The following is a 15,045-nucleotide window of genomic DNA, read 5'->3' on the forward strand; positions in this document are numbered from 1 at the left end:
GCTGTCGCACCCCTGCCGCGCAGCCAACCAGGGGAGATCCATGCACGGTGAGCTTCAGCGCATAGTCGATGCCGTCGCCGCCCGGGTGGGGCGTCCCGCCCTCATCGAGGACCGGCGGCAGCGGGTGGTCGTCTACAGCGAACACGACGGGCCGATGGACGAGGTGCGCCGGATGTCGATCCTGCGCCGGCAGACCACCCCCGAGGTGATCGCCTGGTTCCGCCGGATGGGCGTGCTCACCGCCCGTGAGCCGGTGCGCACCCCGGCCGACGTCGACCTCGACCTGCTCCCCCGGGTCTGCGTGCCGATCTGGCACGACGACCTGCTGCTCGGGTTCGTCTGGTTCATCGACGACGACGGGTCGATGACCGACGCCGACATCGCCACCGCGACCAGCGCCTTCACCGACCTGTCGCTGGCCCTCTACCGGGAGAACCTGCTCGGCGAGCTGGCCTCGCAGCGGGAGTCGGAGGCCACCCGGACGCTGCTGGTGGAGAGCGCGCAGGCCCGCACGCACGCCGTCCGGGCGCTGCTGGAGGAGGGCACGGTCGCCGGTGACGGCCCCACCACCGCCGTGGTGGCCCAGCTCGTCCCCGCCGCCGGGCGGCACCTCGACGAGGTGGCCCGGATCGCGCTGGAACAGGCGCTGGTGGCGACCCGGCGGTGGCTCGGCGTGCGGGAGTCGCTGCACATGGTCTGGCCCGACCACGGGGTGCTGCTGATCTCTGGCGGCCGGATCGCCGGCCAGCCCACCCCGAAGGTCGCGGCCGAGCATCTCGACGAGGCGCTGGCCCAGGCGACCCGGGGGCTTTCCTCGGTGGAACGGACGGTGACCGGGATCGGCCAGTCCCGCCCGGGGCTGGCCGACGCGGTGGAGTCCTACCGGGAGGCGGTGCAGGCGGCCCGGGTGGGCGTGCAGCTGCCGGCGCTCGGCCGGGTGGTCTCCTGGTCCGGCCTGGGCATCTACCGGGTGCTGTCCCAGCTCGACGGCCGGGACCTCGACGCCGCCGGGGTGCACCCCGGGCTGGAACGGCTACTGCGCGACGACGCCCACCAGGTGCTGCTGGAGACCCTTGAGGCATACCTCGACCTGGCCGGCAACGCCCACGCGACCGCCGAGAAGCTGCGGCTGCACCGGACCACCCTCTACTACCGGCTGCAACGGGTCGAGCAGCTCGCCGAGACCGACCTCAAGGACGGCAACGAACGGTTGTGCCTGCACCTGGCGATGAAGCTGGGCCGGCTCACCGGCCACTACCGGTCGGGGTCCTGACCGTCGCCGCCGGATCGACCGTCGGGAGAGGACACCCGCGCCGTCGCGCTGTGACAGTCCGTGTGCGGCCGGACAGATCATTGACAGATCAGAGCAGGCACGGCCAGGATGGGCGCACCGATCGGCAACGCCCCCACGACCTACCGTAACCAGGTTCGCCCCCCGCCCGTCACGCAGACCGGATCGGCGCCGGTCCGTCGCATCCGCCCGTTCGGGAGACATCCCCGTGTCCCCCGTCGTCCGCGGGTGGACGTCGTGTTCGGTCGCCGCCGTCGCCCGACTGTCGGCGTCCGACCTCCCTGTTTCGCACACCCGCCCGACGGCGGGCGCTGCCGCGCGCCGTCGGCCCGTCTCGCACCTGAGGAAAGGTGGCCCGAATGTCCCGTTCCGCGCTCCCCCGCCGCTGGCGGCGGCTACCCGCCGCCACGGCCGCCGGCGTGGCGTTGCTGCTGATCGCCGGCCCGGCGACCGCCGGCACCGCCGCCCCGCCCGACCGGGAGGCCGACGCCCCGGTCGTGCTCGAACGTTCCGCCGACGAGCAGGCCGACGTGGTGGAGGTGACGGTCGACGGCAGCGCCCAGCTGGACGCGCTGGTCGCCACCGGCGTCGACCTCGACCACCACGTCACCCCCACCGAGGCGGGCATCGTGGTGCACGCCGTGGTCACCCCGACCGAGGTCGCCGCGCTGAAGCGGATGGGCTACCGGGTCGGCGCCGTGCTGCACGACGCCGCCGACTCCGCGCAGCGGATCAGCGAGCGGGACGCCACGATCGCCGCCCACCAGGCCGAGAACCGGGCGTACACGGCGACCCTGGAGCGCAGTGCCGCGACCTCCGACGTGAAGATCATCCGGGCCGACTACTACACCTCCGGCACCAACCAGGTGCTCTCGGTCGAGGCGAAGTGGGCCCAGGGGCAGACCTCCACCAGCGCGCTGACCGTCGCCCGGGACAGCGGCCCCGGCACCGAGATCGGCACCGGCGGCACCCAGAACATCTCCCGGTTCGTCGACGCCGGGGTCTACCTCTACCACCGGGGCGCCGCCGCCGTCACCGCCCGGCCGGAGCGCATCCAGATCACCAGCCCCTCCGGCGACGTGGCGGTCGCCGAGGTCAAGGAGTGGCTGCCGATCCCGGCCGACAGCCCGGAGGGCCCCGGCTACCAGAAGGACTTCGTCACCAGCTACCTCACCCCCACCGAGCTGTACGACCGGATCAAGCGACTGGCCGACGCCTACCCGCAGCTCGCCGAGGTGGTGAAGCTGCCGTACCAGACCAACGGCTACCGGCGTAAGGCGCAGGTCGTGCTCGGGGGGAGCAACGCCACCCGGGTCGCGGTCGACTCGCTCGCCTGGGGACACGAGGGCGGCAACGACATCACCGTCGAGCTGGCCGACCCGGGCGCGGCCGACCGGCCGCTGTCGGTCACGGTGACCGGCAAGGCCGTCCGGGTCAGCCTGGCCACCGACGCCGCCGGGGCGGTGACCAGCACCGCCGCCCAGGTCGCCGCGGCGCTGACCGCCGAGGCGGGCGCGCTGGTCACGGCGTACACCTATCGGGGGGACGCCGGCGCCGGGGTGGTCGCGCCGGTCGCGCCGACGCCGCTGTCGGACAACCTGAAGGCGCCGGCCGGGGTCTCCCGCGACCCGCACCCGGTGTACGCCATCCGGATCGGCAAGTACCGCGACGGCTCCCGCACCGGGGTGCTGGCCTACGCGCAGGAGCACGCGCGGGAGTGGGTGCCGCCGCTGGTGACCATCGAGACCGCCGAGCGGCTGCTGCGCAACCACGCCACCGACGAGAACACCAAGCAGTTGCTGCGCACCCTGGACATCTGGATCGTCCCGTCGATCAACCCGGACGGCGGGCACTACTCGTTCTACGACTACGCCTCGCAGCGGCGCAACATGACCAACCACTGCGCGCCGGGTGGCGCCACCGACGCGCTGGCCCGCAACTCGTGGGGCGTGGACAACAACCGCAACTACACCGAGTACAGCCTCTTCGACGGCTACTCGGGGGCGTCGGCGAGCTGCACCGGCGACACCTACGCCGGGCCGAGCGAGCTGTCCGAGCCGGAGAACCGCAACGTCGACTGGCTGGCCCAGCGGCCGAACATGAAGTTCTCGATGAACCTGCACTCCTCCGGCAACTACTTCATGTGGTCGCCGGGCGCGTACGCCACCCCGGGCCGGATCTCCGCGCCCCGGCCGACGCTGGCCGAGGAGTCGTTCTTCTGGGGCGCGTCGTCGCGCATCCTCACCGCGATCAAGCGGCACCGCAACATGGCGGTCACCCCGGCCCGGACCGGCCCGATCTCCGACGTGCTGTACTCGGCGGCCGGCAACTCCGGCGACATGCTCTGGTACAAGTACGGCATCTACGCCTGGAACTTCGAGGTCGGCACCAGCTTCCAGCCCACCTGGGAGGAGGCGCACCAGGAGACCATGGAGTTCAGCAACGGCCTGGTCGAGCTGCTGCGGGTGGCCCGGGACTACGACAAGGACAAGAAGCGCCCGACCAGCACCCTGTCGGTCACGCCGAGCGCCACCGAGGGCGCGGTCAGCGTCCGGTTCGACGTCAGCGAGCCGGCGGCGGTGTTCTACACCCTCGACGGCAGCCGACCGACGTTCGAGTCCACCCTGTACGCCTCGGCGGGCATCCGGGAGGGGGCCGAGACGCTGACCGTCCCGGTCGGCACCAAGATCCACTGGTTCTCGGTGGACGCGGCCGGCAACATCGAACGCAACTACCGGCCGGACGAGGACAGCAAGACCTTCAACCGGGGCTGGGCGACCCTGCCCACCGGCTGAGGCCCGGAACGCGCCAGCGGGGGTCCGCGCCGCCGGACCCCCGCTGGTCGACCCCGCCCGACCCGTGACCCGCCAGCGGTGACAATCCGTCGCCGCCGCGTCCCCGCGAAACCGGAAGATGCCCGAGCCGCAGCACCGCGGCTCGGGCATCTTCTGTTGTGCCGTCGGCCGGCGCGCCGGGTACGCGGCGGCCCCAGCTCCCGCTCGACGGGCGGCGGTCGCCCGCGCGGGTGACCACCGCCGAACGTCGATCCCGCAGGTCGGGGGCCGTTGCGGAGGTGAACTCGCGTCTTGCGCGACCCGGAGCACAGGTGTACAACTAACCGAGCTAGGTACACATCTAGCTTCAGTTGGTACGCAACAGTGGGAGCCGGGTGTGGACCGCTTAAGGGTCGGTGTCGTCGGAGTCGGGGTCCAGGGACAGCTGCACGCCCGTGCGCTGCGCGACGTGCGGCAGGCCGAACTGGTCGCCGTCGCGGACGTCTCGCCACGCAACCGGGAATGGGCCGAGACCCACCTCGGCGTCCGGGCCGTCCCGGACGTCGTCGACCTCCTCGACCAGGTCGACGCGGTGAGCATCTGCACGCCGGACCACCTGCACGAGGACGCCACCCTCGCCGCGCTCGCCGCGGGCAAGCGGGTGCTGCTGGAGAAGCCGATGGCGCTGTCGCGGGCCAGCTGCGACCGGATCATCGCCGGCCGGCCCGATCCCGACGCACTGATGATCGGCCACGTGCTGCGGTTCGACCCCCGGGTGCGGCGACTGCGTGAGGTGGTGCGCTCCGGCGAACTCGGGGACATCTGGCACGTCAAGGTGTGGCGGTGCACCTCGCAGGCGGTCGGCGAGGGGATCTGGGACCGGACGTCGGTCGCCTGGTTCCTCGGCATCCACGACGCCGACCTGCTCCGGTTCGTGACCGGCCGCGAGGTCGAGGTCACCGGCGCGGTCGGCCGCAAGGTGCTCTCGCCCAGTCACGACGTCGTGCACGCCACGGTCCGCTTCGACGACGGCGCGATCGGCACGATGGAGAACAACTGGACGCTGCCGCACTCCCGCCCGTCGCGGGCCGACGCCGGTCTGCGGATCGTCGGTGAGCACGGGATCCTCGAGATGAACCTCTCGCACAACGACCTGCTGTACGCCCACCGCGGCGGGGCGGCCAGCTTCATGGACACCTACTTCTGGCCCAGTCGCGACGGCGGCGGCGCCTACAACCTGCGGTCCGAGCTGGAGGCGTTCGTCGACGCCGCGCTGACCGGCGGACCGACACCGGTCAGCGGCGAGGAGGGCCGCGCGGCCGTCACCGTCGTCGAGGACATCGAGGCGGCACTGGCCGGCGACCCGCCGCCCGGCAACTGAGGGGTCAGAGATGCTGCGGTACGCGCTGCGTCGCCTCGCGATCTCGGTACTCGTCCTGTTCGGCGCGGCGACGGTGGTCTTCTTCGCGATGCGGGCGGTCTCCGGCGACCCGGCGACCGCGGTGCTCGGCCCGGACGCCGACCAGTCGGCCGTCGAGGCGCTGCGCCGGGAGTACGGGCTCGACGCCTCACTACCCGTCCAGTACGTCCAGTTCCTCAGGCGCGCCGTCACCCTCGACTTCGGTGAGTCGTTCCGGCTCCACGACGCCGCGACGAACCTGGTGCTCACCCACCTGTCGGCGACGGCCGCCCTGGCGCTGACCGCCTTCGCCATCGTCCTGGTCCTCGGGTTCGCCCTGGGCACCCTGGCGGCGACCCGACCCAACGGCGTGGTGGACCGCGTGGTCTCGGTGCTGTCGATGCTCACCCAGTCCCTTCCGACGTTCTGGGTCGGCATCATGCTGATCCTGGTCTTCTCCCGGTTCCTGCACCTGCTGCCCAGTTCCGGCGCGGGGTCCCCGGCCGCGATGGTCATGCCGGCGGTGACGCTGGCCCTGCCGCTGCTGAGCGTGGTGCTCCGGCTGGTGCGCTCCGGGCTGCTCGACGTGCTGCACGAGGACTACGTGGTCACCGCCCGCGCCAAGGGCCTGTCCGAGACCCGGGTCGTCGGCTGGCACGCGATGCGCAACATGCTGATCCCCGTCGTCACCGTGGCCGGCCTGGAGTTCGGCAGCCTGCTCGGCGGCGCGGTGATCGTCGAGACCGTGTTCGCCTGGCCGGGGGTGGGCCGGCTGATGACCGACGCCATCGCCGCCCGCGACTACTCGGTCGTGCAGGCCTGCGTGATCACCGTCGCGGTGATCTTCATCGTCATCAACCTGCTCGTCGACCTGCTGTACGTCCGGCTGGACCCCCGGGTCCGCGAGAGCGTCTGAGAGGTGACCACCGTGTCCGACGGCGTACCCGGCTCGGCCGTGCTCGGCACACCGGTCGTGCCCACCGACGGCGGCCCGCCCGACGGGGCGTCGACCCCGCCGGCCGCCCCACCCCGCCGCCGCCGACGTCGCCGGCTGCGGCTGTGGCTCCCCCTCGGGGTGATCGCCGGCTACCTGGTGGCGGGGGTGATCGGGCCGCTGGTCGCCCGGTACGACCCGATCGCGACCTCCGTCGCCGACCGGCTGCTCCCCCCGGGCAGCCGGATGTCCGACGGCGGCCTGGCCCTGCTCGGCACCGACCAGGTCGGCCGGGACCTGCTGCCCCAGATCATGCAGGGCGCCCGGATCTCGTTGCTGGTCGGCGCGGCGACCCTGCTGCTGGCCGGCACCGTGGGCGCCGCGCTCGGCATCCTCTGCGGCTACCTCGGCGGGGCGGTGGACGCGACCCTCATGCGACTGGCCGACATCCAACTGGCCTTCCCGTCGATCCTGCTCGCCGTCTTCGTCGCCGGCGTGCTGGGTTCCAGCGTCACCAACGTCGTGCTCACCCTGTCCATCACCACCTGGCCGATCTTCGCCCGGGTGGCCCGGGCGCAGACCCTGGCGACCCGCTCCCGGGACTTCGCCAACGCGGCCCGCACCCTCGGCGCCGGCCCGTGGCACGTCGTGCGGCACTGCGTGCTCCCCGCGGTGGCCAGCCCGTTGCTGGTCATCGCCACCGTCCAGCTCGGATTCGTCATCGTCGCCGAGGCGTCGTTGAGCTTCCTGTCGCTGGGCATCCCGGCCGGCACGCCGAGCTGGGGCACCACCATCGCCAACGGACGCGACTACCTGGCCAGCGCCTGGTGGATCGCCACCCTGCCAGGCCTGGTCCTGGCCGTCTTCGTGGTCTGCGTCGGCGTGCTCGGCGACGAACTACGGGACCGCTCCGACCCGAACCTCTCCACCCGGTAACCCGTCAGCGAAATGGGCAGACATGAGATCTTCGACCACCCGGCTCGGCGCGCTGGCTCTCGCCGCCGTGCTCGGGCTGACCGCGTGCTCCTTCGGCTCCGACGACCCCGCCGGTGACGGCGGCGGCACCACCCTCCGGGTAGCCAACCCGACCCCGGTGGTCTCGTTGAACCCGTTCGCCGCGAACTCGGCGGACCAACCCACCCTCACCGTCGTCCAGGAGGTCTTCGAGACCCTGGTGGTCCGCGACGACGGCAGGATCGCCCCCAAGCTCGCCGAGAGCTGGACCAACCCCGACCCGTTGACCTGGCAGTTCGTGCTGCGCAGCGGCGTCACCTTCGCCGACGGGACGCCGATGACCAGCGCCGACGCCAAGGCGTCGCTCCAGGCGCTGATCGACGGCAAGGGGCCGCTGGCCGGGCTGTGGGCCACCGTCGACGACATCCGCACCCCCGACGAGCGCACCCTGACCATCCACACCAAGAGCCAGCTCGGCACCGTGCTGAGCAACCTCACCCTGCTCTGGATCGCCCCCGCCGCCAAGATCGGCGACAGCGCGTTCTTCGACGCCCCGTACGGCACCGGCCCGTTCAAGGTCTCGTCGTTCACCGCCGGCCAGAGCGTGAACCTGGTCCGCAACGACAAGTACCGCGGCGACCGGCCGAAGCTGTCCGGCATCTCCTACCGCTACATCCCCGAGGTGTCCGGCCGGGTGACCGCGCTGGCGAACAACGAGATCGACGTGACCTGGGGCCTGCCGCCGGACCAGCTCACCGGGCTGCGGGACAACAAGGACCTGACCGTCAAGTCGTTCCCGACGTACGCCAACTACTACATCTGGTTCAACAGCTCCCGCAAGCCGTTCACCGACGCGCGGGTCCGGCAGGCCATGTGGCACGCGGTCGACTTCGCCAAGATCAGCAAGTCGCTGTTCGACCAGGCCGGGACCCCGGCCACCGGCCCGCTGCCGGAGGCCGTGTTCGGCGCCGCCGGGCAGAACCCGTACGCCTACGACCCGGCCCGCGCCCGGCAGCTGCTCACCGAGGCCGGCTACCCGGACGGGTTCACCACCACGATGATGTGGAGCAGCGGCTGCTGCACCAACGGCAACTCCTTCGCCGACGCGATGATCAGCGACTGGGCCAAGGTCGGCATCGTGGTCAAGCCCCAGGAGCTGGAGCGGGCCACCTGGCTGGACAAGCTGCTCAAGCTCGACTGGGACAGCACGATGACGACCGGCAGCACGATCACCGGCGACGCCGACTTCACCCTGGCCCGGCTCTACCTGTCGACCGCCAAGCGCAACGGCTACGCCGACCCGGAGCTGGACCGCATCCTGCTCGCCGCCCGCGCCGAACTCGACCAGGACAAGCGGGCCACCCTGTACGCCCAGGCCGGCAAGATCGTCTGGGACGAGGCGGTGGGCATCTTCCCGCTCGACCTCAACGGCAACGTCGTGCTGCGCGGCACCGTCGAGGGGTTCACCCCGACCCCCAACGACCTGCCCGACTTCGCCGGCGTATCGCTGCGCTGACCCGAGAACCGGACCCGGAGGACCCGATGGTCGCACCACCGCACACCCCCGACCCCCTGTTGACGGTCGACGATCTCGTCGTGTCGTTCGACGGCCCGCTCGGCGCCTACCGGGCGCTCAACGGCGTCTCGTTCTCCGTCGGCAGGGGCGAGACACTGGCGATCCTCGGGGAGTCCGGGTCCGGCAAGTCGGTCACCGTCCGCGCGGTCATGGCGCTGCTGCCCCGGCACAGCGCGACGATCGAACGCGGCACCATCCGGTACGACGGCGAGGAGATCTCCGCGCTGCCGGTGCGGCGCACCCGCGAGTTGTCCGCCACCGAGATGGCGATGGTCTTCCAGGACTCGTTGACCGCGCTCAACCCGGTCGTCCGGGTCGGCCAGCAGATCGCCGAACTGTTCCGGGTCCGGCAGCGCACCTCACGCCGGGAGGCCTGGCGGCGGGCGGTCGCCGGCCTGGAACGGGTCGGCATCCCCAACGCCGCCCGCCGGGCCCACGACTACCCCCACCAGTTCTCCGGCGGGATGCGCCAGCGGGTGGTGATCGCGATGGCCCTCGCCCTGCGCCCCCGGCTGCTCATCGCCGACGAGCCGACCACCGCGCTGGACGTGACGGTGCAGGCGCAGATCATGGACCTGCTGCGCGAACTGCGCGAGGCCGACGGGATGTCGATGATCCTCATCACCCACGACCTCGGGGTGGTCGCCGACGTGGCCGACCGGGTCGCCGTCATGTACGCCGGCACGGTCGTCGAGTCGGGGCCGCTGCGCACCGTGTACGACGCGCCGGCCCACCCGTACACCCGGGGGTTGATGGCCTCCGTACCCGCCCCCGACCGTCCCGGCGAACGGCTGACGCCGATCGAGGGGATGCCGCCGTCGCCGCTGGCGACGCCGGCCGGCTGCCCGTTCCACCCCCGGTGCCCCGTCGCCCGCAGCGCCTGCCGCACCGACCGGCCGACCCTGCGCACCGTCGCCGCCGGCCACGAGGCGGCCTGCCACTACGCCGAGGAGGTGATGGCCGGTGTCGACGTCGCAGACGCGGCTTGAGGTCCGACAGCTCCGGGTCAGCTACCCGACCCACGGTGGCCCGCTGCGCCGGGCGGCGGCCGTGCACGCCGTGGAACGGCTCAGCCTCACCGTCACCACCGGCCGCACCCTGGGCCTGGTCGGCGAGTCCGGCTGCGGCAAGTCCACCCTGGCCCGGACCATCGTCGGCCTGCGCCGGCCGACCGGCGGCGAGATCTGGTACGCCGGCGAGCGGGTCGACAACGCCGACGCGGCCCGGCGACGCCGGCTGACCGCCGAGATCCAGATGGTCTACCAGGACCCGTACTCGTCGTTGAACCCGCGCAAGAAGGTGTCCTTCATCGTCACCGAAGGGTGGCGGGTGCACCGCGGTTCCGTCCCCCGCGACCAGTGGCCGGCCCGCACCGCCGACCTGCTGGCCCGGGTCGGCCTCGCCGCCGAGCTCGCCGACCGGTATCCGCACCAGTTGTCCGGCGGCCAACGCCAGCGGGTCGGCATCGCCCGCGCCCTGGCCATGTCGCCCCGGATCCTGGTCTGCGACGAGCCGGTCAGCGCGCTGGACGTGTCCGTCCAGGCGCAGACCCTCAACCTCCTCGCCGACCTCCGGGCCGACCTGGGGCTGGGCTACCTGTTCATCGCGCACGACCTGTCGGTGGTCCGGCACATCAGCGACGACCTCGCGGTGATGTACCTGGGCCGGATCGTGGAGACCGGACCGGCGGCGACGGTGTACGACACCCCGGCCCACCCGTACACCCGGGCGCTGATCTCGGCGGCCCCCGTGCCCCGTCCCTGGGCGACGCCGCCGGCCGAACGCATCCTGCTCACCGGCGAGGTGCCGTCCCCGGCCTCGCCACCGTCCGGCTGTCGCTTCCGGACCCGGTGCCGACTCGCCCAGCCGCGCTGCGCCGAGGCCGAACCGGAGCTGCGGACGGTCGCCGGGCGCGAGGTCGCCTGCCACTACGCCGAGTCCAGCCTCGCCGACGCTTCGCCGTCGACCACGGCGGTGAGCCGGTGAGCGGCGCCGAACCCGTCCGCGTCGGGGTCGACCTGGGCCAGGGCGGCTGTCGTGCGGTGGCCCGGCACGGCCGCTCGACCGGGCACGCCGAGACCCCCGGCTTCTGGACCGGTGACGCCGACGCCCGGATCGCCGACGCGGTGGCCGGCGCGCTGGCCGGCCTGGGCCCGCTCGGCCCGGACACCACGGTGCTGGTCGGCGTCGGCATGACCGGGCTCAACGGCCGGCCACCGGCGACCGACGCCCTGCGGGCCCGGCTGCGCGCCCTCGGTCGACCCGGGCGGCTGCGGATCGCCGACGACAGTGTGACCGCGTACCTCGGTGCGCTCGGCCCAGTCCCCGGCGCGGTCGTCGCCGCCGGCACCGGCGCGGTGGTCCTCGCCGCCGACGCCGCCGGCCGGACCGCCCGCTCCGACGGCTGGGGCGCCGACCTCGGCGACCGGGGCTCGGGGCACTGGATCGGCCGGACCGCGATCCGGCTCGCCCTGCGCGACCGGGACCGGGCCGCGCCCGGCCGGCTGGCCGACGCGGTGACCGCCGTCTGGGGGCCGGTCGAGACGCTGCCCGCCCGCTGGCGGGCCGATCCACCGACCCCGGAACGGATCGCGGGCTTCGCCACCACGGTCGCCGACCTGGCCCGCGCCGGTGACGACGACGCCGGACGGATCTGGCGTCGGGCCGGCGAACTGCTCGCCGAATCGGTGGTCGGGGCGCTGTTCCGGGTCGGCCTCGACGCGACCCCGGTCCCGGTCGCCGGCACCGGCGGGGTCTTCCGGGCCACGGACCTGGTGTGGTCGTCGTTCACCGCGGCGCTGCGGGCCGCAGCGCCCGCGGCGCAGCCGGTTCCGGCCGCCGGGGATCCCCTCGCCGGTGCGCTGGCCCTGGCCGACGGGCCACCCGGCCCCGGCCCCTTTCCCGGACTCACCGTCCAGATCGACTTCGACGCGAAGGCAGAACACCGATGAACGTGGCCGATGCCATCCGTGGACGCCTGATCGTGTCCTGCCAGGCCCAGGGCCGCAGCCCGTTCCGGGACACCGGACACATGATGGCGATGGCGGCCGCGGCCGTGCTCGGCGGCGCCGCCGGCCTGCGCGGGCAGGGCGTGGACCACGTGCGGGGCATGGTCGGCCTCGGGGTGCCGGTGGTCGGGCTGGTCAAGCGGCACACCCCCGGCAGCCCGGTCTACATCACCCCGTCCGAGGCCGACGTGACCGCGCTGACCGACGCCGGGGCGCAGATCGTCGCGGCCGACGCCACCGGCCGCCCCAGGGCCGGCGGGGAGAAGCTGTCCGGCCTCGTCGCGGCGGCCCATGCCGCCGGGGCGTTGTTCATGGCCGACGTCGACAGCCTGGACGCGGCGATGGCCGCCGTCGACGCCGGCGCCGACCTGGTCGGCACCACGCTGTCCGGCTACACCGCCGGCGCCGTCCCCGACGGACCGGACATCGCCCTGGTGGGGAAGCTCAGTCGGCATTGTCCGGTTCCGGTCATCGCCGAGGGGCGATACCGTACCCGTACCCAGGTCGCGGCGGCGTTCGACGAGGGCGCATGGGCAGTCGTCGTCGGCACCGCCATCTCGGACCCGGTCAACACCACGCGCAGGTTCGCGCAGGCCTGCCCGCATCCCCGGTTGGACTCGTGATGACCACCAAACTGAGCCAGATCCGCACCGAACTCCGGCACCGCGTCGCGGGGCTGCCGGCGCACTCGGCCCTGCCCCGCGAGCGGGACCTCGCCGAGGAACTCGGCGTGAGCCGGACGACACTGCGGCAGGCGCTGCGCGAACTGCTCGACGCCGGCCTGATCTACACCATCCGGGGCCAGGGCACCTTCGTCTCCGACACCCGGATCGCCAAGGGCACCAGCCTCAGCGGGTTCACCGAGGACATGCTGGCCCGGGGCCTGCTGCCGAGCAGCAAACTGATCGTCGCGGACGCGCTGGTCGCCCGCGACGCGGCCGCCTCGGAACTCGGCCTGCCCGAGGGGTCACTGCTCTACCGGGTGGAACGGCTCCGGCTCGCCGACGGCGCGCCGATGTGCCTCGAAGAGGTGCACCTGCCTGCCGACCTGTTCCCCGGGCTGCTGGTCGAGAACCTCGACACCGGGCTCTACGGGATCATGAAGGACCGCTACCACGTCCAGGTCACCGTGGCCCAGCAGATGATCGCCGCCGTCGTGCCCACCCGCCGGCAGTGCGACCTGCTGGAGATCCCGCCCTCGGCGGCGCTGCTGGAGGTCCGCCGGATCGGCTACGACGGGCGCGGCCGGGCCGTCGAACGCGCGGTGTCGCTCTACCGGGGCGACCGCTACCACTTCTCCCTGACCGCACGACGAGGCGAGGCAGACTGATGCGTACCACCACGGCGGAGCGGCACACCGACGTCCTGGTGGTCGGCGGGGGCGTGGGCGGGATCGCCGCCGCGCTGGCCGCCTGCGAGGGCGGCGCCCGGGTGGTCGTCGTCGAGCCGTACGGGTGGATCGGGGGGCAGCTCACCTCGCAGGCGGTGCCGCCGGACGAACACCCCTGGATCGAGACGCACGGCTCGACGGCCGGCTACCGGCGGTTCCGGCAGGCGGTACGCGACCACTACCGCACCTGGTATCCGCTCGCGCCCGACGGGGCCGCCCGGCCGCTCAACCCGGGCAACGGCTGGGTCAGCCCGCTGTGTCACGAGCCCCGGGTGGCGCTGGCCGTGCTCCAGGCCATGATCGCCCCCTGGCGCGCGGCGGGCCGGCTGACCGTGCACACGCGGGCGCAGGTCGAACGGGCCCACACCGACGGGGACACGGTGACCGCCCTGACCGTCCGACTCGCCGACGGCACGCTGCGCCACCTCGCCGCCAGCCTCGTCCTGGAGGCGAGCGAGACCGGCGAGCTGCTGGCCCTCGCCGGCATCGAACACCGCACCGGCACCGAGTCACAGGCGCAGACCGGTGAACCGAGCGCCCCGGACCGGCCCGCGCCGCTGAACATGCAGGCGGCCACCGTCTGCTTCGCCCTCGACCACGTCGACGGCGACCACACGGTGGACCGGCCGGCCGACTACGACCACTGGCGGACCCGCACCGCACCCGGCTGGCCGGGCCCGCTGTTCAGCTGGACCTACCCCGATCCGCGGACCGGCCGGCCGGTCACCGGCCGGTTCACCCCCAACCCCCGCTCGACGGCGACCTCGATGGAGGAGGGCCTGATCGCGCCGGAGCTGTGGACGTACCGGCGGATCCTCGACCGGCGGGCGTTCCGGCCCGGCCTGTTCCCCAGCGACGTGACGCTCGTCAACTGGCCGATGAACGACTACCTGGACGGGCCGCTGTTCGACGTGCCGGACGCCGAGCGGCACGTCCGGCGGGCCAGGGAGGCCAGTCAGGCGTTCCTGTACTGGCTGCAGACCGAGGCGCCCCGCCCGGACGGCGGCACCGGTTTCCCCGGCCTGCGGTTGCGCCCCGACGTGACCGGCACCCCCGACGGCTTCGCGCAGGCGCCGTACATCAGGGAGGCCCGCCGGCTGGTGGCGGTGACCACGCCGACCGAGCAGGACCTGTCGGTCGCGGTGCGTGGGGCCGCCGGTGCGGTCCACTATCCCGACACGGTGGGCACCGGTCACTACCGGATCGACCTGCACCCGACGACCGGCGGCGACGGGTACCTCGACGTGGCGGCGCACCCGTTCGAGATCCCGCTGGGGGCGTTGCTGCCCGAGCGGGTCACCAACGTGATCGCCGCCGGCAAGGCCGTCGGCACCACCCACATCACCAACGGCTGCTACCGGGTGCACCCGGCCGAGTGGTCGATCGGGGAGGCCGCCGGCGCGCTGGCCGCCTACTGCCTGGACCGCCGGACCCCGCCGCACAGGGTCCGGGCCAGCGCGAAACTGCTGGAGGACTTCCAGTCCGAACTGGCCCGGCGGGGGGTCGACCTGCGCTGGCCGACGACCATGGCGACGGCCCCGCAACCGGCGGGCGGCGACGCGCTGCCGAGCTGAGTCCGACCCCGCGGCACGCCGCCCGGGTGACAGCGAAGGGGACGTGAGAGCGTGTCCCCGCGAGCGCACCGTGCGGGAACCCCCACCCCCACTGCGCGGCATCCCCCGCGCCTCGACGAGCACCCGGAGCACGGCGAACGCCTGC

Annotated in this window: 12 protein-coding genes; all 12 read left to right on the top strand. The window is 73.3% G+C overall.

Going from position 1 to position 15,045, the window contains the following annotated elements:
• Window positions 1-40 precede the first annotated feature (40 nt).
• The 12 genes from O7628_RS31855 to O7628_RS31910 all read left to right on the top strand — a co-directional run bounded on the left by O7628_RS31855 (window position 41) and on the right by O7628_RS31910 (window position 14,900).
• Complete coding sequence (locus tag O7628_RS31855) at window positions 41-1,273, top strand: PucR family transcriptional regulator (protein WP_278136043.1); 1,233 nt, start codon at window positions 41-43, stop codon at window positions 1,271-1,273.
• A gap of 377 nt (window positions 1,274-1,650) precedes the next feature.
• A complete protein-coding gene (locus tag O7628_RS31860; RefSeq protein ID WP_278136044.1) occupies window positions 1,651-4,086 on the top strand; it encodes a M14 family metallopeptidase in 2,436 nt (811 codons plus the stop codon).
• A 376-nt stretch (window positions 4,087-4,462) separates the two neighbouring features.
• Complete coding sequence (locus O7628_RS31865) at window positions 4,463-5,446, top strand: Gfo/Idh/MocA family oxidoreductase (protein ID WP_278136045.1); 984 nt, start codon at window positions 4,463-4,465, stop codon at window positions 5,444-5,446.
• Between the two features lie 10 nt (window positions 5,447-5,456).
• Window positions 5,457-6,380, top strand: coding sequence for an ABC transporter permease (locus O7628_RS31870; protein ID WP_278136046.1), 924 nt, complete (start codon window positions 5,457-5,459; stop codon window positions 6,378-6,380).
• 3 nt (window positions 6,381-6,383) lie between these two features.
• On the top strand, window positions 6,384-7,334 hold the full coding sequence (locus tag O7628_RS31875; protein ID WP_278136047.1) for an ABC transporter permease: 951 nt from the start codon (window positions 6,384-6,386) through the stop codon (window positions 7,332-7,334).
• 22 nt (window positions 7,335-7,356) lie between these two features.
• A complete protein-coding gene (locus tag O7628_RS31880; RefSeq protein ID WP_278136048.1) occupies window positions 7,357-8,868 on the top strand; it encodes an ABC transporter substrate-binding protein in 1,512 nt (503 codons plus the stop codon).
• Window positions 8,869-8,894: 26 nt separating this feature from the next.
• Complete coding sequence (locus O7628_RS31885) at window positions 8,895-9,917, top strand: ABC transporter ATP-binding protein (RefSeq protein ID WP_278136049.1); 1,023 nt, start codon at window positions 8,895-8,897, stop codon at window positions 9,915-9,917.
• Window positions 9,892-10,914, top strand: coding sequence for an oligopeptide/dipeptide ABC transporter ATP-binding protein (locus tag O7628_RS31890; protein ID WP_278136050.1), 1,023 nt, complete (start codon window positions 9,892-9,894; stop codon window positions 10,912-10,914). Before O7628_RS31885 ends, O7628_RS31890 begins: the two co-directional genes overlap by 26 nt.
• Complete coding sequence (locus O7628_RS31895; protein WP_278136051.1) at window positions 10,911-11,879, top strand: BadF/BadG/BcrA/BcrD ATPase family protein; 969 nt, start codon at window positions 10,911-10,913, stop codon at window positions 11,877-11,879. The genes O7628_RS31890 and O7628_RS31895 overlap by 4 nt, the downstream gene beginning before the upstream one ends.
• Window positions 11,876-12,559, top strand: coding sequence for a putative N-acetylmannosamine-6-phosphate 2-epimerase (locus O7628_RS31900; protein ID WP_278136052.1), 684 nt, complete (start codon window positions 11,876-11,878; stop codon window positions 12,557-12,559). Before O7628_RS31895 ends, O7628_RS31900 begins: the two co-directional genes overlap by 4 nt.
• Window positions 12,559-13,266, top strand: a complete 708-nt coding sequence (locus O7628_RS31905; RefSeq protein ID WP_278136053.1) for a GntR family transcriptional regulator — start codon at window positions 12,559-12,561, stop codon at window positions 13,264-13,266. The genes O7628_RS31900 and O7628_RS31905 overlap by 1 nt, the downstream gene beginning before the upstream one ends.
• Window positions 13,266-14,900: an FAD-dependent oxidoreductase gene (locus O7628_RS31910; protein WP_278136054.1), complete on the top strand. Its 1,635-nt coding sequence runs from the start codon at window positions 13,266-13,268 to the stop codon at window positions 14,898-14,900. The genes O7628_RS31905 and O7628_RS31910 overlap by 1 nt, the downstream gene beginning before the upstream one ends.
• The last annotated feature ends 145 nt before the right edge of the window (window positions 14,901-15,045 follow it).

Source organism: Micromonospora sp. WMMD956 (assembly GCF_029626125.1).
Taxonomy (GTDB): Bacteria; Actinomycetota; Actinomycetes; order Mycobacteriales; family Micromonosporaceae; genus Micromonospora; species Micromonospora carbonacea.